The organism is Streptomyces meridianus (assembly GCF_023703325.1).
In the GTDB taxonomy this organism is placed as follows: domain Bacteria; phylum Actinomycetota; class Actinomycetes; order Streptomycetales; family Streptomycetaceae; genus Streptomyces; species Streptomyces meridianus.
On sequence record NZ_JAMQGM010000041.1, the window covers coordinates 57,536 to 84,530 of the forward strand.

The window sequence follows — 26,995 nt, forward strand, 5'->3', positions numbered from 1 at the left end:
TCGACCCCCTGGCAGCGCAGACGGCGCTGGCCGCTCTCGCCGCGGAGCCGAAGTCCCAGGAGGTCACCGACTGGGCCGCGCGTATCGGCTGGGTCGTCGGCCTGCTGCTGTTCGTCGCGCTTGTCTACTGGCTGATGCGCGAGGGCTGGAAGTGGCGCGGTCTGCTCCAGTCGGGACTGCCCGAGCTGCCCGCGGTCCCCGCCGGGACGGCCGAAGCCGAGCTGACCATGACCGGCCGCTACCACGGCAGCACCACCTCCGGGCAGTGGCTCGACCGGATCGTCGCCCACGGCCTGGGCACCCGCAGTCGCGCCGAGCTCGCCCTGACCGCGAACGGCATCACCGTCGTGCGCCCCGGGGCCCGGGACTTCCTCATCCCGACCACTGCCCTGCGCGGCGCCCGCCTGGACAAGGGCATCGCCGGCAAGGTCCTCACCGAGGGCGGGCTGCTGGTCGTCACCTGGCAGCACGGCGACATCTTGATCGATTCGGGTTTCCGCTCCGACCGCTCGGCGGAGCACCGGGCGTGGACCGAGCGGATCAGCACACTCTGCGGCGACACCGGCGTCGCCGCCCAGCACGACCAGGAAGGCGCACGATGACGACCTCCAACCGGGGATCCGCCGCGACCGCGGCCCCCGCCGTTCTCGTCCTGGAGGACGGCCGCACGTTCCGCGGCCGCTCCTACGGGGCGGTGGGGGAGACCTTCGGCGAGGCGGTGTTCTCCACCGGCATGTCCGGCTACCAGGAGACCCTGACCGACCCGTCGTACCACCGCCAGGTGGTCGTCATGACGGCCCCGCACATCGGCAACACCGGCATCAACGACGAGGACCCCGAGTCGAAGCGGATCTGGGTCTCCGGCTACGTCGTACGCGATCCCGCCCGCATCCCGTCCAACTGGCGTTCCGTGCGCAGCCTCGACGACGAACTGGTCGCCCAGGGCGTCGTCGGCATCAGCGGCATCGACACCCGTGCCCTGACCCGCCATCTGCGCGAGCGCGGCGCGATGCGCGTGGGCATCTTCTCCGGTGACGCGCTGGCCGGCGACGCCGCGCTCCTGGCCAGGGTCCAGGGGGCCCCGCAGATGAAGGGCGCGGATCTGTGCGGCGAGGTGGCCACCGCCGAGCCGTACGTCGTCCCGGCCGTCGGCACCAAGCGGTTCACGGTCGCCGCGATCGACCTGGGCATCAAGGGCATGACCCCGCAGCGGATGGCCGAGCGCGGCATCGAGGTGCACGTCCTGCCGCCGTCCGCCGCCCTCGACGAGATCTACGCGCTGAACCCCGACGGCGTGTTCTTCTCCAACGGCCCCGGTGACCCGGCAACCGCCGACCGCCCGGTCGCCCTGATGCGCGGCGTGCTGGAGCGGCGGACCCCGCTGTTCGGCATCTGCTTCGGCAACCAGATCCTGGGCCGCGCGCTCGGCTTCGGCACGTACAAGCTCAAGTACGGCCACCGGGGCATCAACCAGCCGGTGCAGGACCGGACCACCGGAAAGGTCGAGGTCACCGCGCACAACCACGGATTCGCCGTCGACGCCCCGCTCGACGAGGTCTCCGAGACCCCCTACGGGCGGGCCGAGGTCAGCCACGTCTGCCTCAACGACCAGGTCGTCGAGGGCCTCCGGTTGCTCGACCGTCCGGCATTCAGCGTCCAGTACCACCCCGAAGCAGCAGCGGGTCCGCACGACGCGGCGTACCTGTTCGACCGCTTCGTCTCCCTGATGGAGGGCCAGCGTGCCTAAGCGCACCGATATCCAGTCCGTCCTGGTCATCGGCTCCGGCCCGATCGTCATCGGCCAGGCCGCCGAGTTCGACTACTCCGGCAGCCAGGCCTGCCGGGTGCTCAAGGCCGAGGGCCTGCGGGTCGTCCTGGTGAACTCCAACCCGGCGACGATCATGACCGACCCCGAGATCGCCGACGCCACCTACGTCGAGCCGATCACACCGGAGTTCGTCGAGAAGATCATCGCCAAGGAGCGCCCGGACGCGCTGCTGCCCACCCTCGGCGGACAGACCGCGCTCAACACGGCGATCTCGCTGCACGAGTCCGGCGTCCTCGACACCTACGGCGTCGAGCTGATCGGTGCCAACGTCGAGGCGATCAACAAGGGCGAGGACCGCGACCTGTTCAAGGGCGTCGTGGACGCCGTCAACGCCCGTATCGGGCACGGTGAGTCGGCCCGCTCGGTGATCTGCCACTCCATGGACGACGTGCTGCGCGGCGTCGACGAACTCGGCGGCTACCCGGTCGTGGTCCGGCCCTCCTTCACCATGGGCGGCGCCGGCTCCGGCTTCGCGCACGACGAGGAGGACCTGCGCCGGATCGCCGGCCAGGGGCTCACGCTCTCCCCGACCACCGAGGTGCTCCTCGAGGAGTCCATCCTCGGCTGGAAGGAGTACGAGCTGGAGCTGATGCGCGACAAGCACGACAACGTCGTGGTCGTCTGCTCCATCGAGAACTTCGACCCGATGGGCGTGCACACCGGGGACTCGATCACCGTCGCCCCGGCGATGACGCTCACCGACCGCGAGTACCAGACCCTGCGCGACATCGGCATCGCGGTCATCCGCGAGGTCGGCGTCGACACCGGCGGCTGCAACATCCAGTTCGCGGTCAACCCGGAGAACGGCCGGGTCATCGTCATCGAGATGAACCCGCGGGTCTCCCGCTCCTCGGCACTCGCCTCCAAGGCCACCGGTTTCCCGATCGCCAAGATCGCCGCCCGCCTGGCCATCGGCTACACCCTCGACGAGATCCCCAACGACATCACCGAGAAGACACCGGCCTCCTTCGAGCCCACGCTCGACTACGTGGTCGTCAAGGTGCCGCGGTTCGCGTTCGAGAAGTTCCCGGCGGCCGACAACAGCCTCACCACCACCATGAAGTCGGTGGGGGAGGCCATGGCCATCGGCCGCAACTTCCCCGAGGCGCTTCAGAAGGCCCTGCGTTCGCTGGAGAAAAAGGGGTCCCAGTTCAGCTTCACCGGCGACCCCGGTGACAAGGGCGGACTGCTGGCCGCGAGCCGCATCCCCACCGACGGCCGGATCAACACCGTCATGCAGGCCATCCGCGCCGGCGCGACCCCGCAGGAGGTCTTCGACGCCACCAGGATCGACCCCTGGTTCGTCGACCAGCTCTTCCTGCTCAAGGAGATCGCGGACGACATCGCCGCCGCGGGCAGGCTCGAGCCGGAGCTGCTCGCCGACGCCAAGCGCCACGGTTTCTCCGACGCCCAGGTCGGGGCGATCAGGGGCCTGCGCGAGGACGTCGTCCGGGAGGTTCGGCACGCGCTCGGAGTGCGTCCGGTCTACAAGACGGTCGACACCTGCGCCGCCGAATTCGCCGCCGACACCCCCTACTTCTACTCGTCCTACGACGAGGAGAGCGAGGTCGAGCCGCGCGAGCGGCCGGCGGTGATCATCCTCGGCTCCGGCCCCAACCGCATCGGCCAGGGCGTGGAGTTCGACTACTCCTGCGTCCACGCCTCGTTCGCCCTGCACGACGCGGGCTACGAGACCGTGATGGTCAACTGCAACCCGGAGACCGTCTCCACCGACTACGACACCTCCGACCGGCTCTACTTCGAGCCGCTCACCCTGGAGGACGTCCTGGAGATCGTCCACGCCGAGCAGCAGGCCGGTCCGGTCGCCGGCGTCATCGTGCAGCTCGGCGGGCAGACCCCGCTGGGTCTCGCCCAGGCCCTCAAGGACAACGGGGTGCCGATCGTCGGAACCTCGCCGGAGTCCATCCATCTCGCCGAGGAGCGGGGGGCGTTCGGCCGGGTGCTGACCCAGGCGGGGCTTCCCGCGCCCAAGCACGGCACGGCGTTCTCCTTCGACGAGGCCAAGGCCATCGCCGACGAGATCGGCTACCCGGTGCTGGTCCGGCCGTCGTACGTGCTCGGTGGCCGGGGCATGGAGATCGTCTACGACGAGAAGTCCCTCGCCGAGTACCTGGAGCGCCACGCCGGCCTGATCTCCGAACACCCGGTCCTCATCGACCGGTTCCTCGACGACGCCATCGAGATCGACGTCGACGCGCTCTACGACGGCCAGGAGCTCTACCTCGGCGGCGTCATGGAGCACATCGAGGAGGCCGGCATCCACTCCGGCGACTCCGCCTGCGCGCTCCCGCCGATCACCCTCGGCGGGTTCGACATCAAGCGGCTGAGGGCGTCGACCGAGGCCATCGCCGAGGGCGTCGGCGTCCGCGGACTGATCAACATCCAGTTCGCCATGGCCGGGGACATCCTCTACGTGCTCGAGGCGAATCCGCGTGCCTCGCGCACCGTCCCCTTCACCTCGAAGGCGACGGCCGTACCGCTGGCGAAGGCGGCGGCACGCATCTCGCTGGGCGCCACCGTCGCCGAGCTGCGGGCCGAGGGGATGCTGCCGAAGACCGGCGACGGCGGCACCCTGCCGCTCGACGCGCCGATCTCCGTCAAGGAGGCCGTCATGCCCTGGAGCCGCTTCCGCGACTCCTCGGGGCAGGGCGTCGACATCATCCTCGGACCGGAGATGCGCTCCACCGGTGAGGTCATGGGCATCGACTCGGTCTTCGGCACCGCCTACGCCAAGTCGCAGGCCGGAGCGTACGGCGCGCTGCCCACCAAGGGGCGTGCCTTCGTCTCCGTCGCCAACCGCGACAAGCGGTCCATGGTGTTCCCGGCGCGCGAACTGGTGGCCCACGGTTTCGAGTTGCTCGCCACCTCGGGCACGGCCGAGGTCCTCAAGCGCAACGGCATCAACGCCACCGTCGTGCGCAAGCACAACGAGGGCCCGGGGCCGAACGGCGAGCGGACCATCGTCCAGCTCATCCACGACGGCCAGGTCGACCTGATCGTCAACACCCCGTACGGCACCGGCGGCCGGCTCGACGGCTACGACATCCGCACCGCGGCCGTCTCCCGCGGCGTGCCGTGCCTGACGACGGTCCAGGCACTCGCCGCCGCCGTCCAGGGCATCGAGGCGCTGAGCCGAGGTGACGTCACCGTCCGCTCCCTCCAGGAGCACGCGGAACACCTCACCGCGGCACGCGAGGAGTGAGGCAGGAGGGGGCGCCCCGGCGGGCGCCCCCTTCCGCTGTGTGCCCCCGCGGCGCCGCCGCCCCCCTCACCTCGCTCCCGTGGAAGGCCCGGCATGTACCGTCTCCTCTTCGACCTGCTCTTCCGGCGCATGGACCCGGAACGAGCCCATCACCTGGCCTTCGGCTGGATCCGGCAGGTCTCACGTGTCCCGGTGCTCCGGCGTCTCGTCGCGGCCGTGCTCGCTCCCCGCCTGCCGCAGCTGCGCACCGAGGCCTTCGGGCTGAGCCTGCCCGGTCCGTTCGGGCTGGCGGCCGGCTTCGACAAGAACGCCGTCGCGATCGACGGGATGGCGATGCTCGGCTTCGGCCACGTCGAGATCGGCACCGTCACCGGGCAACCGCAGCCCGGAAATCCGCGGCAGCGCCTCTTCCGGCTCGTCCCGGACCGGGCTCTGGTGAACCGGATGGGGTTCAACAACGAGGGTTCGGCCGCGGTCGCAGCCCGCCTCGCCGCCCGGAACCCCGTGTTCCCGGTCACCGTCGGCGTCAACATCGGCAAGACCAAGGTCATCCCGGAGAACGAAGCCGCCGCCGACTACGTCACCTCGGCCGAACGTCTCGCCCGCCACGCCGACTACCTCGTGGTCAACGTGTCCTCGCCGAACACTCCGGGCCTGCGCGACCTCCAGGCAGTCGGGCAGCTGCGGCCGCTGCTGAGCGCGGTGCGCGAGGCGGCCGACCGCAGTGTCCCCGGCCGGCGCGTTCCGCTCCTGGTGAAGATCGCCCCCGATCTGGCCGACGAGGACGTGGACGCGGTCGCCGACCTCGCCGTCGAGCTCGGCCTCGACGGCATCATCGCCACGAACACCACCATCGCCCGCGACGGCCTCGGACTGGCCACGGAGGCGTCGGCGATCGAGGCGATCGGCGCGGGCGGGCTCTCCGGAGCCCCGCTCAGGTCCCGCTCCCTGGAGGTCCTGCGCCGCCTGTACGCCAGGGTCGGCGGCCGGATCACCCTGGTCGGCGTCGGCGGCATCGAGACCGCGGACGACGCCTGGGAACGGATCCTGGCCGGGGCCACACTTGTCCAGGGCTACAGCGCCTTCGTCTACGAGGGCCCCTGCTGGGCCCGTCGGATCCACCGCGGGCTCGCCGCCCGGCTGGCCGCGAGCCCCTACGCCACCCTCGCCGACGCCGTCGGCGCCGACACCCGGAAGGCAGCAGTCTGATGTCCCAGTCCGCACCCCCGCACCAGCAGACGCAGTCCTTCGGCGCCCGGCTGCGCCGCGCCATGGACACCCGCGGTCCGCTGTGCGTCGGCATCGACCCGCATGCCTCGCTGCTCACCGACTGGGGACTGAACGACGACGTCGCCGGGCTCGAGCGGTTCACCCTCACCGTGGTCGAGGCGCTGGCCGACCGGGTCGCGGTGCTCAAGCCGCAGAGCGCGTTCTTCGAGCGGTTCGGCTCCCGCGGCATCGCCGTGCTGGAGCGGGCGGTCGAGGACGGCCGCGCCGCCGGGGCGCTGGTCCTGATGGATGCCAAGCGGGGTGACATCGGGTCCACCATGGGCGCCTACGCCGCCACCTACCTGACGCCCGGCAGCCCGCTGTTCTCGGACGCCGTCACCCTCAGTCCGTACCTGGGTTTCGGCTCGCTGCGTCCCGCTCTGGACGCGGCACGCGACGGCGGTTCCGGGGTCTTCGTGCTCGCCCTCACCTCGAACCCCGAGGGCGCCGAGGTCCAGCGGTCAACCGCGGACGACGGCCGGTCACTCGCGCAGGTGATGCTCGACCACATGCGTGAGGAGAACGCCGGTGCACAGCCCCTCGGATCGGTCGGCGCGGTCGTGGGCGCGACGCTGGGCGAGTCCGGTGCGGACCTCGACATCAACGGTCCGCTGCTCGCACCCGGCATCGGTGCTCAGGGAGCCGCCCCGGAGGATCTGCCCCGCGTCTTCGGCCGGCAGACCGGGAACGTGCTGCCGAGCGTGAGCCGCGGGGTGCTCCGTCACGGTCCCGGTGCGGCGGGGCTGCGCGAGGCGGCTGCCCGGTTCGCCGAAGCCTCACGGGCGGCCGTGGCCGGCGCGGGCGGCACGGCCACTCGGTGAATAGCGGCGGAAAGTGGGGATGTTTCGCACTATTTGTCTCTGCGGATAGAGTCTGACCAGGAGTTTTCGTTCGTTCTCGCTGACTCGAGCGGCCTTGGGCGCTAGTCTCCGTCGGGAGTGGACGTGCAAGACCTTGCTCGTTGCTCATGTGACGTGGGCCGACGGGGTCCGCATCACTTTCGTATCCGACAGTTCGACATCCGAGGTGACGCAGGCGTGGCTCTTCCGCCCCTTACCCCTGAACAGCGCGCAGCCGCGCTCGAAAAGGCCGCCGCGGCTCGCCGGGAGCGGGCCGAGGTCAAGAATCGACTCAAGCATTCCGGCGCCTCGCTGCACGAGGTCATCAAGCAGGGCCAGGAGAACGACGTCATCGGCAAGATGAAGGTCTCGGCGCTCCTCGAGTCCCTGCCGGGCGTGGGCAAGGTCCGCGCCAAGCAGATCATGGAGCGTCTCGGAATCTCCGAGAGCCGTCGCGTGCGCGGCCTCGGTTCCAACCAGATCGCTTCCCTGGAGCGGGAGTTCGGCGGCACTGCCGCCTGATTTCCGGGAGCTGCCCAGAACCTGGATAATCGCTGCATGAGTACTGCAGGCCCCCGGGGGACGAGCGACCCCCTCGTTTCGCCGGGGGAATCTCCCTCCCCCCAGGTCAGGAAGCCGCGGCTGACCGTGCTCTCCGGCCCCTCCGGGGTCGGCAAGAGCACGGTCGTCGCGCACATGCGCCAGGTGCATCCCGAGGTCTGGCTCTCCGTCTCGGCCACCACCCGCAAACCGCGTCCAGGTGAGCGGCACGGCGTCGAGTACTTCTTCGTCGAGGACGAGGAGTTCGACAAGCTCGTCGCCAACGGTGAACTGCTCGAATGGGCCGAGTTTGCGGGCAACCGCTACGGCACCCCGCGCCGGGCCGTCCTCGACAGGCTCGAGTCCGGGCAGCCGGTGCTGCTGGAGATCGACCTCCAGGGTGCACGGCTGGTGCGCGCCTCGATGCCGGAGGCTCAGCTGGTCTTCCTCGCCCCGCCCGACTGGGACGAGCTGGTGCGCCGGCTGACCGGCCGTGGAACCGAGGCGCCCGAGGTCATCGAGCGGCGCCTGGAGGCCGCCCGGGTCGAACTTGCGGCCGAGCCCGAGTTCGACCGGACCCTGGTCAATACCTCCGTCGAGGACGTGGCGCGCGAACTGCTAGCCTTGCTGTGTTGAACTGGGGCGTCCCAGATTCAAAGGAATTTTCCACCCTTTTCGGAAGGTAGAGCGTGTCCTCTTCCATGACTGCGCCCGAGGGCATCATCAACCCGCCGATCGACGAGCTCCTCGAGGCCACCGACTCGAAGTACAGCCTCGTGATCTACGCGGCCAAGCGCGCCCGCCAGATCAACGCGTACTACTCGCAGCTCGGTGAAGGCCTGCTCGAGTACGTCGGCCCGCTCGTGGACACCCATGTTCACGAGAAGCCGCTGTCGATTGCGCTCCGCGAGATCAACGCGGGCCTGCTGACGTCGGAGTCCATCGAGGGCCCGGCCCAGTAGCACCACCTCATGCATGACCCGGGCCCGGCAGCGCCGCTGCCGGGCCCGGGGCGTCTCCGGGGACCCGGCCTGCGTCGAGTCGCTGCCGACCGGCCCCCACCCGGGAACAGCCGGCCGGCGGCTCGGGCAGGATGGGGACGTACGCAGAAGAGCGCTGGGAAAGGCGAGGGATGGACAAGCCGAAGGTCGTGCTGGGGGTCAGCGGCGGTATCGCCGCCTACAAGGCGTGCGAACTGCTGCGCCGGCTGACCGAGACCGGGCACGACGTGACGGTCGTCCCCACCGGCTCGGCGCTGAACTTCGTCGGCGAGGCCACCTGGTCGGCGCTCTCCGGCAACCCCGTCTCGACCGAGGTCTGGGAGCGGGTCCACGAGGTGCCGCACGTGCGCATCGGCCAGGACGCCGACCTCGTGGTGGTCGCTCCGGCCACGGTCGATCTGCTCGCCAGGGCCGCCCACGGGCTCGCCGACGACCTGCTGACGAACACCCTCCTGACCGCCCGGTGCCCGGTGGTCTTCGCCCCCGCCATGCACACCGAGATGTGGGAGCACCCGGCGACCCAGGACAACGTCGCCACGCTGCGCCGGCGCGGCGCCGTCGTCATCGAGCCCGCAGTGGGCCGCCTCACCGGTGCGGACACCGGCAAGGGCCGGCTCCCCGACCCCGTCCAGATCTTCGAGACCTGCCGCCGCGTGCTCGCCCGCGGACCGCAGGCCCTCAACCAGGACCTCGCCGGGCGTCACGTGGTGATCAGCGCCGGAGGCACCCGTGAACCTCTCGATCCCGTCCGCTACCTGGGCAACCGCTCCTCGGGCAAACAGGGCTACGCGCTCGCCCGCACCGCGGTCGCCCGCGGCGCCCGCGTCACTCTCGTCGCCGCGCACACGGACGCGCTCGCGGATCCCGCCGGTGCCGACGTGGTGCACGTGGGGACGGCCGTGCAGCTGCGGGAGGCGGTCCTCAAGGCCGCCGCGGATGCGGACGTCGTGGTCATGGCCGCGGCAGTCGCCGACTTCCGGCCCGCCCGCTACACCGAAGGCAAGATCAAGAAGAAGGACGACCAGGAACCGGCGCCGGTCGGTCTGGTCCGCAACCCGGACGTCCTGGCCGAGATCTCCGCGGACCGGCCGGCCCCCGGCCAGGTGGTGGTGGGCTTCGCCGCCGAAACGGACGACGTGCTGGTCAACGGCCGTTCCAAGCTGGCCCGCAAGGGCTGCGACCTCCTGGTGGTCAACGAGGTCGGCGACCGGAAGGCGTTCGGGACCGAGGGGAACGAGGCCGTGGTGCTGGGGACCGACGGCACCGAGACGGCCGTGCCGTTCGGCCCGAAGGAGGACCTGGCCGACACGGTCTGGGACCTGGTCGTCGGCCGGCTCGCCTGATCGGCCGAGTCGCGCCGGGCTGCGGCGGGACCGGACGGAGGGCCCGCCGGAGCCCGGAAAACGGGTGCGCGACAGGCTGTGCGCCCGGGCCCGGGGACCGTGCCGCGCGTCACACATCTCCTGCGTGTCGAGACACCGTGCCCGCAGAACGGACCGGCCGGATAAACTGGTCGCGGATTCGGGCCGGGCGCAGCTCCCGGCCGTTCCGCAAATGATGAGCCAGCAGCCGCTGCAACCCCAGGGAGCGATGTGTCCCGCCGCCTGTTCACCTCGGAATCCGTGACCGAGGGCCACCCCGACAAGATCGCTGACCAGATCAGCGACACGATCCTCGACGCTCTCCTGGCGGCGGACCCGGCTTCCCGGGTCGCCGTGGAGACGCTGATCACCACCGGCCTGGTGCACGTGGCCGGCGAGGTGACGACCAAGGCGTACGCGGACATCGCGACCCTGGTGCGGAACAAGATTCTCGAGATCGGATACGACTCGTCGAAGAAGGGCTTCGACGGCGCGTCCTGCGGCGTCTCGGTGTCCATCGGCTCGCAGTCTCCCGACATCGCGCAGGGCGTGGACACCGCCTACGAGAAGCGGACCGGCGCCGGTGACGAGGGCGACGAGCTGGACCGGCAGGGCGCCGGTGACCAGGGTCTGATGTTCGGCTACGCGTGCGACGAGACGCCCGAGCTGATGCCGCTGCCGATCCACCTGGCGCACCGGCTGTCGCGTCGGCTGTCCGAGGTGCGCAAGAACGGGACCATTCCCTACCTGCGTCCGGACGGCAAGACCCAGGTCACCATCGAGTACGACGGCGACCAGGCCGTGCGACTCGACACGGTTGTGGTCTCCTCGCAGCACGCCTCCGACATCGATCTGGACTCGCTCCTCGCCCCGGACATCCGCGAGTACGTCGTCGAGCACGTCCTCAAGCAGCTGCTCGAGGACGGGATCGCGCTGGACACCGACAGCTACCGGCTGCTGGTGAACCCGACCGGGCGGTTCGAGATCGGCGGGCCGATGGGTGACGCGGGTCTGACCGGCCGCAAGATCATCATCGACACCTACGGTGGTATGGCCCGGCACGGTGGCGGCGCCTTCTCCGGCAAGGACCCGTCCAAGGTCGACCGCTCCGCGGCGTACGCGATGCGCTGGGTGGCCAAGAACGTGGTGGCCGCCGGCCTGGCGACGCGGTGCGAGGTGCAGGTGGCGTACGCGATCGGAAAGGCCGAGCCGGTGGGCCTGTTCGTGGAGACCTTCGGAACCGCGACCGTGGACGCCGAGAAGATCGAGCAGGCGATCGGGGAGGTCTTCGACCTGCGCCCCGCAGCGATCATCCGTGATCTGGAGCTGCTGCGGCCGATCTACGCGCAGACCGCCGCCTATGGCCACTTCGGCCGCGAGCTGCCCGATTTCACCTGGGAGCGCACCGACCGCGTCGACGAACTGCGCGCGGCAGCGGGGCGATAGCACGCCCCCTGGCATTGCTGATGCGTCACGAGGGCCCCGGACCGTCGCCCGACGGGCCGGGGCCCCGCACGTCGTCGCCGCAGTGGGGCGGCCCCGGACGCTCCGTGCAGCCCGGCCGGTCCCGGAACCTGGCCGCCTCGCCGTGCTGTCGGTGCCCTCTGGCAGGATTCGGCTGTGAGCAGGGACGACCAGGAGCCGCAGGAGCCAGCCGAGGACGGGCCCGAGCAGCTTGCGCTCATCCGCGAGACGGTCCGCAGGACCAAGGCGCCGAAGGCCAAGCCGAGGACGTGGCGTGGAGCGGCCCTCGCCGAGGAGCTTCCGGTCGCGCGGGTCGTGGTCGACAGGGGCGCGCTGCACCTCGACCGGTTGTGGGACTACGCCGTGCCCGAGGAACTCGACGCCACGGCCCGGCCCGGCGTCCGCGTCCGGGTCCGCTTCGGTGCCGGCGCACGTCACGTGCGCCAGGGCCGCCGGGAGGGCGGCGGGCTCGTCGACGGCTTCCTGATCGAGCGCCGGGCCGAGTCCGACTTCGAAGGACCGCTCGCGGCACTCGCCCACGTCGTGTCACCCGAGCCGGTGCTGAGCCCCGGCATGCTCGCTCTCGCCCGCGCCGTCGCCGACCGGTACGCCGGCAGCCTCGCCGACGTGCTGCAGCTCGCCGTCCCGCCGCGGAATGCACGGGCCGAGGCGGCGCCCTCCCCCGAACCGCTGCCCCCGCCGACGGCGCCCGGCCCGGGAAGCTGGGAGCGGTACGAGCGCGGGGCCGAGTTCGTCGCCGCACTCGCGGACGGCGACACTCCGCGCGCGGTGTGGACCGCGCTTCCCGGCCCGCACTGGCCCGACGAACTGGCGCGTGCCGCCGCGTCCACCCTGGCATCGGGGCGCGGAGCCCTGCTCGTCGTGCCGGACGGACGGCGCGTCGCCCGGGTCGACGCCGCCCTGCGGGCCCACCTCGGCGACGGCCGCCACGCCGTGCTGACTGCCGAGTCCGGACCGGAGAAGCGCTACCGGCAGTGGCTGGCCGTCAGCCGCGGCTCGGTGCGAGCCGTCGTCGGAACCCGGGCCGCGATGTTCGCCCCCGTCCGGGACCTCGGTCTCGTCGCCGTCTGGGACGACGGGGACGCCAGCCTCAGCGATGACAACGCGCCCTTCCCGCACGTACGCGAAGTCCTCGAGCTGCGCGCCGCTCACGAGCGGACGGCCTTCCTGCTCGGCGGCGTCAGCTGCACCGTGGAGGCGGCCCAGCTGGTGGGGACGGGCTGGGCGCTCCCGCTCACCCCCTCGCGCGACCGCTTCCGCGCCGCCGCACCGATCGTCCGCACCATCGGCGACACCGACCTGGAACGGGACGAGGCCGCCCGCGCCGCCCGGCTGCCCACACTGGCCTGGCGGACGGTCCGGGACGGCCTGCAGAACGGGCCGGTGCTCATCCAGGTACCGCGCCGCGGGTACGTTCCGCGGCTGGCCTGCGAACGCTGCCGCAACCCGGCCCGTTGCCGCGAGTGCGCCGGGCCGCTCGAGGGCAGGGAGGGGCAACGACTGGTCTGCGGCTGGTGCGGACGTTCCGAGGAGTCGTGGCACTGCGCGGAGTGCGGCGGGTTCCGGCTGCGCGCCCAGGTCGTCGGCGCCCGCCGTACCGCCGAGGAACTGGGGCGCGCCTTCCCCGAGGTACCCGTGCGCACTTCGGGACGGGATCAGGTACTGGACGCCGTCCCCGGCACCCCGGCCCTGATCGTCAGCACACCGGGTGCGGAACCGGTCGCCGAAGGCGGCTACGCGGCTGCCCTGCTGCTGGACGGCTGGGCGATGCTCGGCCGCCCCGACCTGAGAGCCGACGAGGAGGCATTGCGCCGCTGGCTGGGCGCGGCGTCCCTGGTCCGGGCACAGAGCGCCGGAGGAACCGTGGTGGTCGTCGCGGAGCCGACGCTGCGCCCGGTACAGGCGCTCGTCCGGTGGGATCCGGTGGGGCACGCGGTGCGCGAACTCGCCGAGCGGTCGCAGCTCGGCTTTCCGCCGGTCTCCCGGATGGCGTCCGTGTCCGGACCGCCGGAAGCCGTGGCCGACTTCCTCGCGACAGTACGACTCCCCCGTGAGGCGGAGGTGCTCGGACCGGTACCGGCGCCCGCACCTCGCCCGGCCGGGGCCCGCGGCAGCCAGGAGGAGTCCGGGGAAACGTGGGAGCGCGCCCTGCTGCGCATCCCACCGGGCAGGGGAGCGGCTCTGGCGGCCGCGCTCAGGACGGCACAGGCGGCGCGGACGGCCCGGCGCGACAGCGCGCCGGTCCGACTCCGCGTCGATCCCCCCGAAGTCGGCTGAACAGGGGGTGCGTCAGCCGAGCCGGGGGCCGGGGAAGGCACCGGTCCGGGAATCCTCCCGATCCGTGGCCCCCGTGGCCCGGCCGGGCTCCGTGCGGGCCGCCGGCACTGCGGGAACCTGAAGGTCCGTCGTCGTCTCGGCGGTCCGTGCGGCTGGTGAGGCACCGCCGCGCTCCGCCCTCGCCGTTGCGCGCCGGGTGCCGTAACGGCGGTGCACCGCCTGCTTGGTGACGCCCAGTGCGGAGCCCACCGCGTCCCACGAGAAGCCGAGCGAGCGGTCGAAGTCCACGGCGGCGGTGACCAGTGCCTCGACACTGTCCCGGAGTTCCTGGGCCAGGCGCACGGTGGGAGCCGGGGCCCGCCCGTAGACGACGAATCCCGCCGAGGGCCCGCTGCGCCGCGGCCGGTAGACGTTGCCGAGCTGCGCGGTCAGCGTGCGCAGGGCGTCCACCTGGCGGCGGACCCGCTCGATGTCCCGGACCAGCAGATGCAGGCTGGCCCGGGCCTGGGCGTCGGGGGTTGCGTGGTCGGCCATGGACAAGCCTCTCGAGCCGGCGATGGTGTCGGCACGGACCGCACCCGGCAGTCCGGCACTTCGGTCAATCTGTCTTGACCAACGTCCGAACCGCCTCCGGGGTCACGGTGCACGCCGCGCATGCTGTCGCCGGTCAGGGTGCGCCCGGACACCGTGCGCCCCCGTCGATCCGGAGATCTAGACTGGAGAGCTCAGCCGCGCACGTACGACGGCGTCCTTCGTCCCCCTTCCGAGAGGCAGTCCGCCACCGATGAAGCTGGTCTTCGCCGGCACCCCCGAGGTCGCCGTTCCCGCCCTGGACGCCCTGCTCGCCTCCGAGCGCCACGAGGTCGCCGCCGTCGTGACCAGGCCGGACGCCCCGGCCGGCCGCGGACGCCGGCTGGTGGCGAGCCCGGTCGCCGAGCGCGCCGAGGAGGCCGGGATCGAGGTGCTCAAGCCCGCCTCCCCCCGGGACGCGGACTTCCAGGCCCGGCTGCGGGAGATCGGACCCGACTGCTGTCCCGTCGTCGCCTACGGAGCCCTGCTGCCGAAGGCCGCACTCGAAATCCCCCGCCACGGCTGGGTCAACCTGCACTTCTCGCTGCTCCCGGCCTGGCGCGGCGCAGCGCCCGTGCAGCACGCCCTGCTCGCCGGGGACGAGGTCACCGGCGCCTCGACCTTCCTCATCGAGGAGGGTCTCGACTCCGGCCCGGTGTACGGCGTGATCACCGAGGAGATCCGCCCGACCGACACCAGCGGTGACCTCCTGACCCGGCTGGCCTTCGCCGGGGCGGGACTGCTCGCCGCGACCATGGACGGCGTCGAGGACGGCTCCCTCCAGGCCGTGCCGCAGCCCGCCGACGGCGTCACCCTCGCCCCCAAGATCAACGTCGAGGACGCCCGGGTCGACTGGACGGCCCCTGCGTTGCGCATCGACCGGCTCGTGCGCGGCTGCGCCCCGGCCCCCGGCGCATGGACGGGCTTCCGCGGCGAGCGGCTCAAGCTGGTGGCCGTCGCGCCGCGTCCCGAGCGGGAGGGCCTGGCCCCCGGTGAACCGGCCGTGAGCAAGAACGCCGTTCACGTCGGCACGGGTTCGCACGCCGTCGAACTCCTCTGGGTGCAGCCGCAGGGCAAGAAGCCGATGCGCGCGGCCGATTGGGCCAGGGGAGTACGGATCGGCGCGGGGGAGCGGCTGGGAGGATGACCGCGCCCGGTGCCGTGTGAACCGGCACGGGCACTCCCTCCGGGAGGGATGTGCGGAGCCGCCGGCCTGCCCGGCAACTGCGACCCGAACCGCCGGCGCCCTTCCGGGCCGTGAATGCCGTGCTTCAACGCCCCCGGCGCCGGAACCGCCTTGACCTCACGTTCGGTTGAGGTCTTAGGTTCCTTTCACGCCCGGGCCCGCCGGGTGCTACCTGAGCCCGGAGGTCCCCCCATGGACATGGAAGTCGCGGCCTGGACGGCGCTGCACCGAGCGGCGTATGCCCAGGACGGCGACGCGCGGCCGTTCTCCCGCGCCACCCTCCGCCGGATCGGCGTCTTCGCGCGCCCCCATCGCCGCCGGCTTCTGTGGTTCCTGCTGCTCAGCACGGTGACGGCCATGCTGGCCGTGGCCACCCCGCTGCTCGCCGGCCGGGTCGTCGACGCGATCGTCGACCGGGCCGACGAGGACGTGGTGACCGGCCTCGCCGCCCTCATCGCCGTGATCGCGCTGGCGGAGGCCGGGATCGGACTGGTGACCCGCAAGCTGTCGGCCACCATCGGTGAGGGTCTGATCCTCGACCTGCGGACGGCCGTCTTCGACCACGTCCAGCGGATGCCCGTTGCCTTCTTCACCCGCACCCGAACCGGCGCGCTCGTCAGCCGTCTCAACAACGACGTCATCGGGGCACAGCGGGCGTTCAGCGACACCCTCTCCGGCGTCGTATCCAATCTGGTGACCCTGCTGCTCACTCTGGGCGTGATGCTCGGCATCTCCTGGCGGATCACGCTGCTGGCGCTGCTCCTGCTCCCGTTGTTCCTGCTGCCCGCACGCCGGGTCGGCCGCCGGCTGGCCGCACTGAGACGCGAGGGCGCGGACCTCAACGCGGCGATGAGCACCCGGATGACCGAGCGGTTCTCCGCTCCCGGTGCCACCCTGGTCAAGCTCTTCGGGCGGCCCGCCGACGAGTCCGCCGAATTCCGGACGCGTGCCGCCCGGGTGCGCGACATCGGCGTCCGCTCCGCCATGGTTCAGATCTCCTTCGTCACCGCGCTGACCCTCGTGTCGGCCCTGGCGCTCGCACTCGTCTACGGGCTGGGCGGCTATTACGCGCTGCGCGGCTCCCTGGACCCCGGCGCCGTCGTGGCCCTCGCACTGCTGCTCACCCGTCTCTATTCGCCGCTCACCTCGCTGGCCGGGGCACGGGTCGAGGTGATGAGCGCTCTGGTCAGCTTCGAGCGCGTCTTCGAAGTGCTGTCGCTGAAACCGCTGATCACCGAGCGGCCGAACGCGCGGAGCGTCCCCGAGGGACCGGTGACCGTCGAGTTCGACGGTGTGCACTTCGCCTACCCGTCCGCCGACAAGGTCTCCCTGGCATCCCTCGAGGAGGTCGCCTCCCTCGACACTCGTGGCGGCGTACGGGTCCTGCACGACGTGTCCTTCCGTGCCGAGGCCGGTCGCATGACCGCCCTCGTCGGCTCGTCCGGTGCCGGCAAGTCGACGATCGCCCAGCTCCTGCCGCGGCTGTACGACGTGGACGAGGGCGCCGTACGGCTCTCCGGCATCGACGTCCGCGATCTGACGGCCGACTCCCTGCGCGCCTGTCTCGGACTGGTCACCCAGGACGGGCACCTCTTCCACGACTCGGTCCGTGCCAACCTCCTGATCGCCGCGCCCGCCGCCGGTGATCAGGAGCTGTGGGACGCGCTGCGCCGGGCACGGATCGACGACCTCGTCGCGGCTCTCCCCGACGGGCTCGACACCGTGGTCGGAGAACGCGGCTACCGGCTCTCCGGCGGCGAACGACAGCGGCTGACCATCGCCCGCCTGCTGCTGGCCCGTCCCCGCGTGGTGATCCTCGACGAGGCCACCGCGCACCTGGACTCCACGTCGGAGGCAGCCGTCCAGGAGGCACTGACCGAGGCGCTGGCCGGACGGACGGCGGTCGTCATCGCACACCGGCTGTCCACCGTCCGCGCCGCCGACCGGATCCTCGTCGTCGAGGACGGGCGGATCGTCGAGCGCGGTACGCACACCGAACTGCTCGCGGCCGGCGGACGGTACGAGGAGCTGCACCGCACCCAGTTCTCCCAGCAGGACGACACCTCCGCGGCGGACCGGGCACCGGCCCCGCCGGCTGTCCCCGTCTCCGGGAAGGCCCCGGGCTGAGGTCCGCACCGAGGCGGGCGGCGGGCGACGTAGGCTGGTGGTTCCCGGTCCGTGGCGACCGGTCCGCGTCCCCTCGGCAGCCGCGTGTCCCCCTCCCCGTAATTCCCGGAGCACCTTTCGTGAACGCATCGCCCCGTCGCCGTCCCGGCAAGCCGTACCGCCGTCCGCAGAAGGACCCCGTACGGATCCTCGCCTTCGAGGCGCTGCGGGCCGTGGACGAGCGGGACGCCTACGCCAACCTCGTCCTGCCGCCGCTGCTGCGCAAGGCGCGCGAGAGCGGCACGTTCGACGCACGCGACGCCGCCCTCGCCACCGAGCTCGTCTACGGCACGCTGCGGCGCCAGGGCACCTACGACGAGATCGTCGCGCGGTGCGTCGACCGGCCGCTGCGCGAGGTCGACCCGCCGGTGCTCGACGTCCTGACCCTCGGGGCGCACCAGCTTCTCGGCACCCGCATCCCCACCCACGCCGCCGTGTCCGCGACCGTCGAACTGGCCCGCGTGGTGCTCGGGGACGGGCGGGCCAGGTTCGTCAACGCCGTGCTGCGCAAGGTCGCGGCGGACGACCTGGACGGCTGGCTGGAAAGGGTCGCGCCGCCCTACGACGAGGACCCCGAGGACCACCTCGCCGTGGTCCACTCGCACCCGCGCTGGATCGTCTCCGCGCTGTGGGACGCCCTCGGCGGCGGGCGGGCCGGTATCGAGGAACTGCTGGAGGCCGACAACGAGCGGCCCGAAGTGACGCTCGTCGCCCGGCCCGGACGGTCCACGCCCGAAGAGCTGCTCGACTCCCTGCCCGAGGGCGCCGCACTGCCCGGGCGCTGGTCGCCCCTCGCCGTACGGCTCGCCGAGGGCGGCGAGCCCGGAGCGCTCGATGCGGTGCGCGAAGGCCGGGCGGGGGTCCAGGACGAGGGCAGCCAGCTGGTCGCCGCAGCCCTCGCAGCCGCCCCGGTCGACGGCCGGGACAGTCGCTGGCTCGACGGCTGCGCCGGGCCGGGCGGCAAGGCCGCGCTGCTGGCCGCCTTCGCCGCGCAGCGCGGAGCGGTACTGCTGGCCTCCGAGAAGCAGCCGCACCGTGCCCGACTCGTCGAGCGTGCGCTGTCCGGCAACCCCGGCCCCCACCAGGTGATCGCCGCCGACGGAACCCGGCCGCCCTGGAAACCGGGCAGTTTCGACCGGGTGCTGGTCGACGTGCCGTGCACCGGGCTCGGCGCGCTCCGGCGGCGGCCCGAGGCCCGCTGGCGGCGTCGTCCCGAGGACCTCGAACGCTTCGCGCCGCTTCAGCGGGCGCTGCTGCGCGAGGCGCTGCGCGCGGTACGCACGGGCGGTGTCGTCGCCTACGCCACGTGCTCCCCGCATCCGGCCGAGACCCGGGCCGTGGTCGACGACGTGCTGCGGGACAGCGGTGCCCCCGAGGCCGAATGGATCGACGCCCGCCCGCTGATGCCCGGTGTTCCGGCGACCGGCGACGGCCCGGACGTTCAGCTGTGGCCACACCTGCACGGCACCGACGCCATGTACCTGGCGCTGCTGCGCCGGACCGGCTGAGCCGGGACCGGCTGAGCCGGGGCCGGGTGGCCGGGCCGGAGTGCCCGTGGCGGCAGGGGACGTACGACCTCCCCCGTCAGGCGTCCTGCCGGGAGACGGACAGCGGAGCGGCGGCGAAGGCGTAGGTGAAGCGGCGGCACCAGATCACGACGGCGCGGAAGCGGTCGAGGCGTACGCCGGCCGGCACGCCGTAGTTCTGGTTGCCCAGGTTGCCCTTCAGCGCTCCGAGATCGACGTAGTCGTGGCGGTAGCTGTCGTCGGAGGCTCGCGGCCCCGCCTCGGTCAGCCGGACGCGCAGGTCCGGTCCGTTCTCCACGTTCAGCTGCTCCAGACGCAGGACGCGGGAGCCGTTCTGCAGCCGCAGGACACGCGTGGTCCCCGAACCGGGGTGGCCGCGGGAGATCACCCGCCCCTGGGACAGCACGGTCGCCGGCGTGCCCGCCGCGGCGGGCGGCGGCTCGTCCACCCGGTCGTCCAGGACGAGCTTCTGCGGCTCGAAGTACAGCAGGACGAAAACCACCGCGGCCGTCATGAGGACCCCGGTGGCGATCACCAGTCGCAGATGCCGTCGCAGAAACGAGAAAGATCCGGCCATGGCGGTCATGATGCCGGATCGGCCCCGCCTGACCTGCCGTCACACAGCGCACGGAAGACGGCGATCCGTCCTGCCGCTTCCGGGGACGGAAGGTCAGCCCACGTCCTCGAGGTCATCCGCCAGCAGGCCGGCGACGTCGAGCGGGTCGGGGGCACCCTCCTGACCGGGAATCACCTGCTCGCACCAGATGGTCTTGCCGTCCCGGGTGTGCCGGGTCCCCCAGCGCTCGGTGAGCTGGGCGACCAGCAGCAATCCGCGTCCTCCCTCGTCGGACAGCCGTGCCCGCCTCAGGTGCGGGGCGGTGCTGCTGGCGTCGGACACCTCGCAGATCAGCGTCCGGTCCCGGATCAGCCGCAACTGCATGGGGCCGTGCCCGTAGCGGATGGCGTTGGTGACCAGCTCGCTCACCACGAGCTCGGTGACGAAGGCGTCCTCCAGGCCCCACTCGGCGAGCCGGTCGCCGGCCCAGGCACGGGCATCGGACACCGCGGCCGGGTCGGACGGCAGGTCCCTGACGGCCACCTGCTCGTCGCCCAGCGCGCGGGTGGCGGCGACGAGCAGGGCGACATCGTCGCTCGGATGCTCCGGCAGGACGTCGGCGAGGATGCTGTCGCACAGCTCCTCCAGTGACGGGGCCGGCTTGGCGAGAGCCCGGCACAGCCGTTCCATCCCCCCTTCCATGTCCCCCTGCCGCTCGAAGAAGCCGTCGGTGAACAGGGCGATCAGAGTGTCCTCGTCGAGTTCCAGCTCCGTGGCCTCGAACGGCAGCGTCCCCAGCCCCAGCGGTGGCCCCGGGGGCACGTCGACGAACCGCGCCTCGCCGTCCGGTGTGACCAGCACCGGCGGCGGATGCCCGGCCCGGGCGATCGAGCACCTCCGCGAGACCGGGTCGTAGACCGCGTACACGCAGGTGGCGCCGAGGTCCTCGGCCTCGCTGTCCGCCTGGTACTCCTCGGACGCCAGCCGCGAGACCAGGTCGTCCAGATGCGTGAGCAGTTCGTCCGGCGGCAGGTCGACGTCGGCCAGGGTCCGCACTGCCGTACGCAACCGCCCCATGGTGGCCGCCGCGTTGATGCCGTGTCCTGCCACGTCACCGACGACCAGAGCCGTGCGGGCGCCGGACAGCGGTATGACGTCGAACCAGTCGCCGCCCAGGCCGTACTGCCCTCCGGCGGGCAGGTAGCGGGACGCGGCGTCGACCGCGATCTGGGTGGGAAGCCGCTGGGGGAGCAGGTTGTGCTGGAGCTCGAGGGCTGCGGTGCGCTCCCGGGTGTAGCGCCGTGCGTTGTCGAGGCAGACGGCGGCCCGGGCGACCAGTTCCTCGGCGAACAGGCGGTCGTCCTTGCTGTAGGGCTGCTCGCTGCGCCGGAGGAAGACGGTGACTCCCAGCGTGGTGCCCCGGGCCCGCACGGGTACGCACATCACGTACCGGAAGCCGTGCTCGGCGAAGCTGTCGGCGCGGATGTCGTCGGCGGCGAGCCACGAGCGGGTGGCCTCGTCCCCGACCTCGTGGATGAGCGACTCGCCGGTCGTCATGCAGCGCACGGGCGGGGAGTGAGCGGGGTAGCAGTCGACGTCGCCGGGCTGGTGAAGCGCCTCGGCACCGTGCAGTACCGACTGGTTGGCGACCCGGCGCAGGGCGACCCCGCCGCGGAACAGGCCGGGCTCCTTGCCTCCGAGCAGCGTCTCGAGGAGATCGACGTTGATCCAGTCGGCCAGCACCGGGACTGCCATGTCGGCGAGCTCCTGCGCGGTGCGCATCACGTCCAGGGTGGTGCCGATCCGGGTGCCCGCCTCGTTGAGCATGGCCAGCCGCTCCCGGGCGTGGTGCTGCTCGGTGACGTCGCTGACGGTCGTGCACAGGCCCAGCACCCTGCCTTGAGCGTCCCGCAGCGGAGAGGCGACGGCCGAGTAGAAGTGGTCGGCCTCCGGGTCGGCCGGCATCCGGCCGCGTATCTCCTCGCTGGCCGCGAGCTCACCGGTCTCGACGACCTCGCGCATGCGCCGCTCCCAGGCGACGGCGTCGTCGCCGGTGAGGATCTGGGGCAGCCGTGTCCCGCGGCGCTCCTCCTCGGTCACGCCGCACAGCCGTTCCATCGCCGCGTTCTGCCGGACGAAGCGGAGCTCCCGGTCGTAGACGCTGAGGGCGACCGACGAGCGGGTGAAGAGCCAGTCCAGCATTGCGCGGTCGTGCACGGCCCCCGAATGATCGGGCTCCCCGCGACCGCCCGCGACCAGCAGCCAGCGATCCCGGGCGTCGTCCTCCGCCACCCGGTAGCAGACGGCCTCGATGCGCAGGAAGTGACCGTCCAGGTGCAGCATCGCCAGCTCGCCCAGCCAGACGTGCTCCCCGGCCGGGAGCTTCCAGAACGGAGGACCCCCGAGGGCGTGAAGGAGGTCGGTCGCGGGGCGGCCCAGGACATCGGCCGTGGCGTGCCCGAGCAGACGCTGGGCCGCAGGGCTCCACCCCGTGACCACACCCTGGTCGTCAGCCATGATCACGGCTGCGCTCAGGGCGTTCGATTCCGCCTCTCGCCCGCTGAGGGGAAGGGCATCGAAGGCGTTCATACCGCCCCGTCTCGCTGAGGTGACCGCGTGTCCGGGCATGCTGCACTGATCACGCTTCCTCCCCAGCATGCGCCACCGCCCGGGTCACGGACAACCGCGCGGCGGCAGCGGGCGGCCTGCCGCCCCCGCGGGGAACGGGTCCGCGGCCGGGGATGACGGGCACGGACACCGTCCGGTCATGTGATCTCGCAGATCGGATCGCCCTCGTCGACGACCGAGCCCTCGGACACGGCGACGGAGGCGATCGTTCCGGACATCTCGGCGAGCACCGGGATCTCCATCTTCATCGACTCCAGCACCACGAGCGTGTCACCTTCCTCGACGGTGGCTCCTTCGGTCACGAGCACCTTCCAGACATTGGCGGCGAGCTCGGCGACGACTTTCTCAGCCATTTCGGTTCTCCTGTCAGGGGGCCGACGGACGGCGCATGCGGGCAACGAGCCCGGTGTCGTACCGACCGGATACGAATTCCTCGTGGTCGAGCAGTTCGGTGAAGAACGCCAGGTTGCTCTTGGGACCCTGCACCTCGAACTCCGCCACCGCACTCCGGGCGCGGGCCAGTGCCTCCTCCCGGGTGGGTGCGTGAACGACCAGCTTGGCCATCAGGGAGTCGTAGAACGGGGTGACCTTGGTGCCCGCGGCGTATCCGGAGTCGACCCGGACGCCCTCGCCCGTGGGCTCCCGCCACTGGGTGATCGCGCCGGGGCCGGGCAGGAAGCGCTTCGGGTCCTCGGCGTTGATCCGCAGTTCCAGTGCATGCCCCGTGGCGGTCAGCGTGTCCGGGTCGAACGTCACGGGTTCGCCGGCCGCGACCCGGAACTGCTCCTCCACCAGGTCGATGCCGAACACCGCCTCGGTGACCGGGTGCTCGACCTGGAGCCGGGTGTTCATCTCCAGGAAGACGAACTCGTCCCCGCTGACGAGGCATTCGACGGTGCCCGCGTTGCGGTAGCCGACCGCCTCCCCGGCCCGTACGGCTGCCTCCAGCATGCGCTGCCGGAGCTCCTCGCCGACGCCGGGCGAGGGCGTCTCCTCGGCGACCTTCTGGTTGCGCCGCTGCACCGAGCAGTCCCGTTCGCCGAGGGCGACGACCCGTCCGTCGGCCAGGCCGAGGATCTGCACCTCGACGTGGCGGGCCTGCGGGAAGAAGCGTTCCAGCAGGATCGACGCGTCGCCGAAGGTCCGCTCGGCGAAGCCTTGGATGGCGTCGAACTGCTTGCGCAGCTCCTCCTCGCCGTGCACGGCGGTCATGCCCATGCCGCCGCCGCCCGCCGATGCCTTGATCATCACCGGGTAGCCGATGGCCGCCGCGGCTTTGACGGCCGCCTCCACGTCGGTGACCGGGTCCCCGGTCCCCTTGCCCACCGGCACCCCGGCACGCTCCATGACGTTCCGGGCGTTGATCTTGTCTCCCATGAGGTCGATGACCTCCGGGTCCGGGCCGATCCAGATCAGGCCGGCATCCTGGACGGCACGGGCGAACTCGGCGTTCTCGGAGAGGAAGCCGTAGCCGGGGTGCACGGCCTGCGCCCCCGACTCCCGTGCGGCGGCGATGACCTTGTCGATGTTGCGGTACGACTCCGCGTGTGCGGAACCGCCCAGGTGGACGGCGGTGTCGGCCTCGGTGACGAAGGGCATGGACGCGTCGGCGTCGGAGTACACGGCGACCCCGCGGATGCCGAGGCGCCGGGCGGTGCGCAGGATCCTGCGCGCGATCTCGCCACGGTTGGCGACGAGCACTGTGTCGAACACGGTGGATTTCCTTAACGTGTCAGCGGGCGATTCAGACAGCCGGTATCAGGGAGCCGAGCGGGACGATGTCGACCCCCGCCGCGTCGAGCGCCGCGCGGACGGTGCGGACGATGTCGACGCTGTTCGGGGCATCGCCGTGGATGCACAGCGACCGGGCGTCGACGTCGATGTCGACGCCGCCGACCGAGGCGACCTTGCCCTCGACGGCCATCCTGACGGCACGTTCGGCCACGGTGTCCGGGTTCCAGGCGGCCTTGGACTTCTCGATCACGAGCTTGCCGTGGTCGTCGTAACCCAGGTCGGGGAAAGCTTCCGGAACCAGGGTGACGCCGGCCCGCACCACCGCGTCCTCGCACTGACGGTTCAGCAGCATCAGGGGGAGCGACGGGTCGACGGCCGCGGTGGCCGCGGCAATGGCGTGTGCCATCTCCGGGTCCTCGGAGGCCATCACGTACAGCGCGCCGTGCGGCTTGACGTGCGCCAGACGCCCGCCGGCCGCGCGGACGAAGCCCTGGAGCGCGCCGATCTGGTACAGGCAGTAGTCCTGCAGATCCCGGGGCGGGATGACCATGCGCCGACGGCCGAAGCCCATGAGGTCGGGGAAGGCGATGTGAGCACCGATGCCCAGCCCGTGCTCCACCGCGCCCTCGACGGTCCGGCGGATGGTGACGGGGTCGCCGGCGTGGTAGCCGGTGGCGATGTTGACCGACGACAGGTACGGCATCATCGCCGCGTCGTCGCCCAGCGACCAGCGGCCGAAGCTCTCGCCCATGTCGCAGTTGACGTCGATGCGTGGGGTGGTGCTCACAGTTCCTCCAGGTGGGCCGGGTCGAGGAGATACCCGACGTGCTCGGTCAGCGCCATGGCCTCGTCGAAGTCCACTTCGCGGAAACGGATGGTGTCGCGGCCCGGTCGCAGCTGGCCGATCTTCCACAGGGCCGGGTGGACGACGGTGGCGATGATGGTGAACCCGCCGGAGGTGGGTCCGTCCGGCCCGAGGATCACCGGGACGTCGCCGTTGGTGTTGATGCCGCCGAGCGGATAGCTGCCGTCCAGCACGTTCGACGGGTGGCCGCCGGCGACTCCGCCGCTCTCCCGCGCCCAGGTGAAGCGGTGGGAGTTGAGGCGGGTGCCGACCCGGTTCGAGTTCAGGTCGACCTTCCAGCTCAATGAGCAGAAGTCGCTCCAGTCCTGCGAGGTGAGGAAGTCGGGGTCGGCGTGCGGCCCGCGCATGACCTCGATCTCCCACTCGTTGGTGTAGGCGGGGCGCAGCGACTGCGGCAGCCGCAGCCGACGGGTCCGGCCGACGCCCTCGGGAAGGACGAACAGCCGGTCACCGCGGGCCAGTGCGCGCCCGTCGAGGCCGCCCATGCCGCCCATCGTGTAGGTCGACCGGGAACCGAGGACCTCGGGTACGTCGATGCCGCCGGAGACGGCCAGGTACAGCCGGAAGCCGGGGCCCTTGGCGATGCCGGAGGCGATGACGTCACCGGGGGAGACCCGGACGGACTCCCACAGCGGCATGGGTTCGCCGTTGAGGGTCGGTTTGGCCCCCTCCGCACCCGTGGCGGCAACGGTCCCCTCGAACCCGAACCGGGCCTTGAACCGGCCCATGGGGATCTCCAGCCCGGCCGCCCCCTGCTCGTTGCCGACCAGCAGGTTGGCCACCCGGAAGGCAAGGTGGTCGACCGGTCCTGCCGGGAAGAAGCCCTTCGCCTGGAGTCCGCGCCGGCCCGGGTAGTCCTGCACGGTGGTCTGTACGCCCGGCTCGATGACCTCGAGGGCCACCGGCCGCTCGGTCGTCCCGGAGGAGTCGGCGGGATTCGTCGGCTGGGACGGCGTTGCCATCACGGCACCTCCACGTTTCTGACGGCGGCGGCGCGCTGCGCGCGCAGTTCTTCGGCCTCGGCGGCATGCCGCTCGGCCTCGGCGAGGTGGTCGGCGACCACGAAGGGCGAGTCCTCGATCGCGTACTCGTAGTCGTCCTCGAAGACCCGGCGGCGAAACTCCAGGAGTTCCTCTTCACTGACCCGGGTGAAGCGGACGCGGTCACCCGGCCGCAGCAGCAGCGGGTTGTCGTGGAAGGCACGGTGCCGGCCGAGGATGTCGAAGATCGGCACCGTGCGCCCGAACAGCTGGTAGCCGCCCGGCGATTCCACCGGGTAGACGGCCACGCACGGACCGCCGATGCCCACCGCGCCCTCCGCCGTCCAGGTACGCGTCGGGTTGTACTTGGGAACGGTGATCTCGCGTCGCGAATCCAGCGGGAACATGAACGGCAGGCCGGGGAAGAAACCGGTGAAGGCGTTCCACCATTCGGTGGCCATGATGTTCTCGTACAGCGCCTCGCGGTCGGCCAGTCCGGTGTGATCCACGACGTAGTCGATGTTGTTGCCACCCACGCAGTTGGGCGCGTCCTGCCGGATGGTCGTCATGTAGCGCTCGACGGCGTCGAAACTCGTCGAGTCCTCGAAGGCGATCGGCAGCGTGATCCGCCGGCTCGGGATGACCAGCGACGACGTGTCGCCTTCCGCGTCGTGCACCGCCTCCAGCGCGTCGATCAGATCGGAGCGCCTGGTCACGGTGGGGTCGAAGCTGACGAGGATGGAACGCAGCCCGGGTGCCGCCTCGACGAAGCCCGGGGGAGGGGACTCGGTCAGCCGGGCCAGCGCGGCGATGACGAAGAAGTTCAGCCGCAGGTCGAGCTTGGGCTCGCCGTACTCGACCAGGATGTGACGGTCCCCGGCGGGGCGGTAGGTGATGGCGGGACGGTCCGCGACCGCGGGTGTCGTCGAGATGATCGCGGGAGCAGTCATGGGTGTCTCCT

At 71.8% G+C, this 26,995-nt stretch carries 22 protein-coding genes; 14 read left to right on the forward strand and 8 right to left on the reverse strand.

Annotation, left to right across the window (positions count from 1 at the left end):
- The first annotated feature begins 8 nt into the window (after window positions 1–8).
- The 11 genes from M1E25_RS19365 to M1E25_RS19415 all read left to right on the forward strand — a co-directional run bounded on the left by M1E25_RS19365 (window position 9) and on the right by M1E25_RS19415 (window position 13,823).
- Entirely contained in the window at window positions 9–602 is a 594-nt protein-coding gene (locus tag M1E25_RS19365; RefSeq protein WP_285830972.1) for a PH-like domain-containing protein, read from the forward strand.
- The gene (gene carA / locus M1E25_RS19370; protein WP_251417336.1) at window positions 599–1,747 is read left to right on the forward strand and encodes a glutamine-hydrolyzing carbamoyl-phosphate synthase small subunit; all 1,149 of its coding nucleotides are present in this window, start codon (window positions 599–601) and stop codon (window positions 1,745–1,747) included. The genes M1E25_RS19365 and carA overlap by 4 nt, the downstream gene beginning before the upstream one ends.
- Window positions 1,740–5,051: a carbamoyl-phosphate synthase large subunit gene (carB, locus tag M1E25_RS19375; protein ID WP_251417338.1), complete on the forward strand. Its 3,312-nt coding sequence runs from the start codon at window positions 1,740–1,742 to the stop codon at window positions 5,049–5,051. Before carA ends, carB begins: the two co-directional genes overlap by 8 nt.
- Window positions 5,052–5,144: 93 nt before the next feature.
- On the forward strand, window positions 5,145–6,260 hold the full coding sequence (locus M1E25_RS19380) for a quinone-dependent dihydroorotate dehydrogenase (protein ID WP_251417341.1): 1,116 nt from the start codon (window positions 5,145–5,147) through the stop codon (window positions 6,258–6,260).
- Window positions 6,260–7,141, forward strand: a complete 882-nt coding sequence (gene pyrF, locus M1E25_RS19385; RefSeq protein WP_251417343.1) for an orotidine-5'-phosphate decarboxylase — start codon at window positions 6,260–6,262, stop codon at window positions 7,139–7,141. Before M1E25_RS19380 ends, pyrF begins: the two co-directional genes overlap by 1 nt.
- 216 nt (window positions 7,142–7,357) lie before the next feature.
- A complete protein-coding gene (locus tag M1E25_RS19390; RefSeq protein WP_031515413.1) occupies window positions 7,358–7,681 on the forward strand; it encodes an integration host factor in 324 nt (107 codons plus the stop codon).
- 36 nt (window positions 7,682–7,717) lie between these two features.
- Window positions 7,718–8,335, forward strand: coding sequence for a guanylate kinase (gene gmk / locus M1E25_RS19395; protein ID WP_251417345.1), 618 nt, complete (start codon window positions 7,718–7,720; stop codon window positions 8,333–8,335).
- 53 nt (window positions 8,336–8,388) lie between these two features.
- Entirely contained in the window at window positions 8,389–8,661 is a 273-nt protein-coding gene (gene rpoZ / locus M1E25_RS19400; protein WP_251417348.1) for a DNA-directed RNA polymerase subunit omega, read from the forward strand.
- 170 nt (window positions 8,662–8,831) lie between these two features.
- Complete coding sequence (gene coaBC / locus M1E25_RS19405; protein ID WP_251417350.1) at window positions 8,832–10,043, forward strand: bifunctional phosphopantothenoylcysteine decarboxylase/phosphopantothenate--cysteine ligase CoaBC; 1,212 nt, start codon at window positions 8,832–8,834, stop codon at window positions 10,041–10,043.
- A gap of 249 nt (window positions 10,044–10,292) precedes the next feature.
- Window positions 10,293–11,507 (forward strand): methionine adenosyltransferase, encoded by a 1,215-nt coding sequence (gene metK / locus M1E25_RS19410; RefSeq protein WP_251417352.1) that lies wholly within the window; start codon window positions 10,293–10,295, stop codon window positions 11,505–11,507.
- Window positions 11,508–11,681: 174 nt separating this feature from the next.
- Window positions 11,682–13,823: a primosomal protein N' gene (locus M1E25_RS19415; protein WP_251417355.1), complete on the forward strand. Its 2,142-nt coding sequence runs from the start codon at window positions 11,682–11,684 to the stop codon at window positions 13,821–13,823.
- A 12-nt stretch (window positions 13,824–13,835) separates the two neighbouring features.
- Here the strand turns inward: M1E25_RS19415 and M1E25_RS19420 are convergent, their stop codons facing one another.
- Window positions 13,836–14,357, reverse strand: a complete 522-nt coding sequence (locus tag M1E25_RS19420; RefSeq protein WP_251417357.1) for a hypothetical protein — start codon at window positions 14,355–14,357, stop codon at window positions 13,836–13,838.
- 250 nt (window positions 14,358–14,607) lie between these two features.
- Here M1E25_RS19420 and fmt point away from each other — a divergent pair, with 250 nt between their 5' ends.
- From fmt to M1E25_RS19435, 3 genes are all read left to right on the forward strand, one after another.
- Entirely contained in the window at window positions 14,608–15,540 is a 933-nt protein-coding gene (gene fmt, locus M1E25_RS19425; RefSeq protein ID WP_251417359.1) for a methionyl-tRNA formyltransferase, read from the forward strand.
- A 231-nt stretch (window positions 15,541–15,771) separates the two neighbouring features.
- Entirely contained in the window at window positions 15,772–17,706 is a 1,935-nt protein-coding gene (locus M1E25_RS19430; protein ID WP_251417361.1) for an ABC transporter ATP-binding protein, read from the forward strand.
- 119 nt (window positions 17,707–17,825) lie between these two features.
- Window positions 17,826–19,253: an RsmB/NOP family class I SAM-dependent RNA methyltransferase gene (locus M1E25_RS19435; protein ID WP_251417363.1), complete on the forward strand. Its 1,428-nt coding sequence runs from the start codon at window positions 17,826–17,828 to the stop codon at window positions 19,251–19,253.
- Window positions 19,254–19,329: 76 nt separating this feature from the next.
- Here the strand turns inward: M1E25_RS19435 and M1E25_RS19440 are convergent, their stop codons facing one another.
- The 7 genes from M1E25_RS19440 to M1E25_RS19470 form a co-directional block, all read right to left on the reverse strand.
- Window positions 19,330–19,848, reverse strand: a complete 519-nt coding sequence (locus M1E25_RS19440; RefSeq protein ID WP_251417365.1) for a DM13 domain-containing protein — start codon at window positions 19,846–19,848, stop codon at window positions 19,330–19,332.
- Window positions 19,849–19,941: 93 nt separating this feature from the next.
- Entirely contained in the window at window positions 19,942–22,485 is a 2,544-nt protein-coding gene (locus M1E25_RS19445; RefSeq protein WP_372501130.1) for a SpoIIE family protein phosphatase, read from the reverse strand.
- Between the two features lie 107 nt (window positions 22,486–22,592).
- Entirely contained in the window at window positions 22,593–22,808 is a 216-nt protein-coding gene (locus tag M1E25_RS19450; RefSeq protein ID WP_251417369.1) for a biotin/lipoyl-binding carrier protein, read from the reverse strand.
- A 13-nt stretch (window positions 22,809–22,821) separates the two neighbouring features.
- Window positions 22,822–24,168 carry an acetyl-CoA carboxylase biotin carboxylase subunit gene (locus M1E25_RS19455; protein ID WP_251417371.1) on the reverse strand — a complete coding sequence of 449 codons (1,347 nt, stop codon included), beginning with the start codon at window positions 24,166–24,168 and terminating at the stop codon, window positions 22,822–22,824.
- Between the two features lie 31 nt (window positions 24,169–24,199).
- A complete protein-coding gene (locus M1E25_RS19460) occupies window positions 24,200–24,976 on the reverse strand; it encodes a LamB/YcsF family protein (RefSeq protein WP_251417374.1) in 777 nt (258 codons plus the stop codon).
- The gene (locus M1E25_RS19465) at window positions 24,973–26,016 is read right to left on the reverse strand and encodes a 5-oxoprolinase/urea amidolyase family protein (protein WP_251417376.1); all 1,044 of its coding nucleotides are present in this window, start codon (window positions 26,014–26,016) and stop codon (window positions 24,973–24,975) included. Before M1E25_RS19465 ends, M1E25_RS19460 begins: the two co-directional genes overlap by 4 nt.
- The gene (locus tag M1E25_RS19470; protein ID WP_251417378.1) at window positions 26,016–26,984 is read right to left on the reverse strand and encodes a carboxyltransferase domain-containing protein; all 969 of its coding nucleotides are present in this window, start codon (window positions 26,982–26,984) and stop codon (window positions 26,016–26,018) included. The genes M1E25_RS19465 and M1E25_RS19470 overlap by 1 nt, the downstream gene beginning before the upstream one ends.
- Window positions 26,985–26,995 lie beyond the last annotated feature (11 nt).

What these genes read in the sequence shown, in the direction of transcription:
- M1E25_RS19420 (WP_251417357.1), bottom strand. Translation starts at nt 14,357, where the DNA reads ATGGCCGACCACGCAACCCCCGACGCCCAGGCCCGGGCCAGCCTGCAT.
- fmt (WP_251417359.1), top strand. Translation starts at nt 14,608, where the DNA reads ATGAAGCTGGTCTTCGCCGGCACCCCCGAGGTCGCCGTTCCCGCCCTG.
- gmk (WP_251417345.1), top strand. Translation starts at nt 7,718, where the DNA reads ATGAGTACTGCAGGCCCCCGGGGGACGAGCGACCCCCTCGTTTCGCCG.
- M1E25_RS19380 (WP_251417341.1), top strand. Translation starts at nt 5,145, where the DNA reads ATGTACCGTCTCCTCTTCGACCTGCTCTTCCGGCGCATGGACCCGGAA.
- M1E25_RS19440 (WP_251417365.1), bottom strand. Translation starts at nt 19,848, where the DNA reads ATGGCCGGATCTTTCTCGTTTCTGCGACGGCATCTGCGACTGGTGATC.
- M1E25_RS19430 (WP_251417361.1), top strand. Translation starts at nt 15,772, where the DNA reads ATGGACATGGAAGTCGCGGCCTGGACGGCGCTGCACCGAGCGGCGTAT.
- M1E25_RS19445 (WP_372501130.1), bottom strand. Translation starts at nt 22,485, where the DNA reads ATGCTGGGGAGGAAGCGTGATCAGTGCAGCATGCCCGGACACGCGGTC.
- coaBC (WP_251417350.1), top strand. Translation starts at nt 8,832, where the DNA reads ATGGACAAGCCGAAGGTCGTGCTGGGGGTCAGCGGCGGTATCGCCGCC.
- pyrF (WP_251417343.1), top strand. Translation starts at nt 6,260, where the DNA reads ATGTCCCAGTCCGCACCCCCGCACCAGCAGACGCAGTCCTTCGGCGCC.
- M1E25_RS19450 (WP_251417369.1), bottom strand. Translation starts at nt 22,808, where the DNA reads ATGGCTGAGAAAGTCGTCGCCGAGCTCGCCGCCAATGTCTGGAAGGTG.
- carA (WP_251417336.1), top strand. Translation starts at nt 599, where the DNA reads ATGACGACCTCCAACCGGGGATCCGCCGCGACCGCGGCCCCCGCCGTT.
- M1E25_RS19470 (WP_251417378.1), bottom strand. Translation starts at nt 26,984, where the DNA reads ATGACTGCTCCCGCGATCATCTCGACGACACCCGCGGTCGCGGACCGT.
- M1E25_RS19465 (WP_251417376.1), bottom strand. Translation starts at nt 26,016, where the DNA reads ATGGCAACGCCGTCCCAGCCGACGAATCCCGCCGACTCCTCCGGGACG.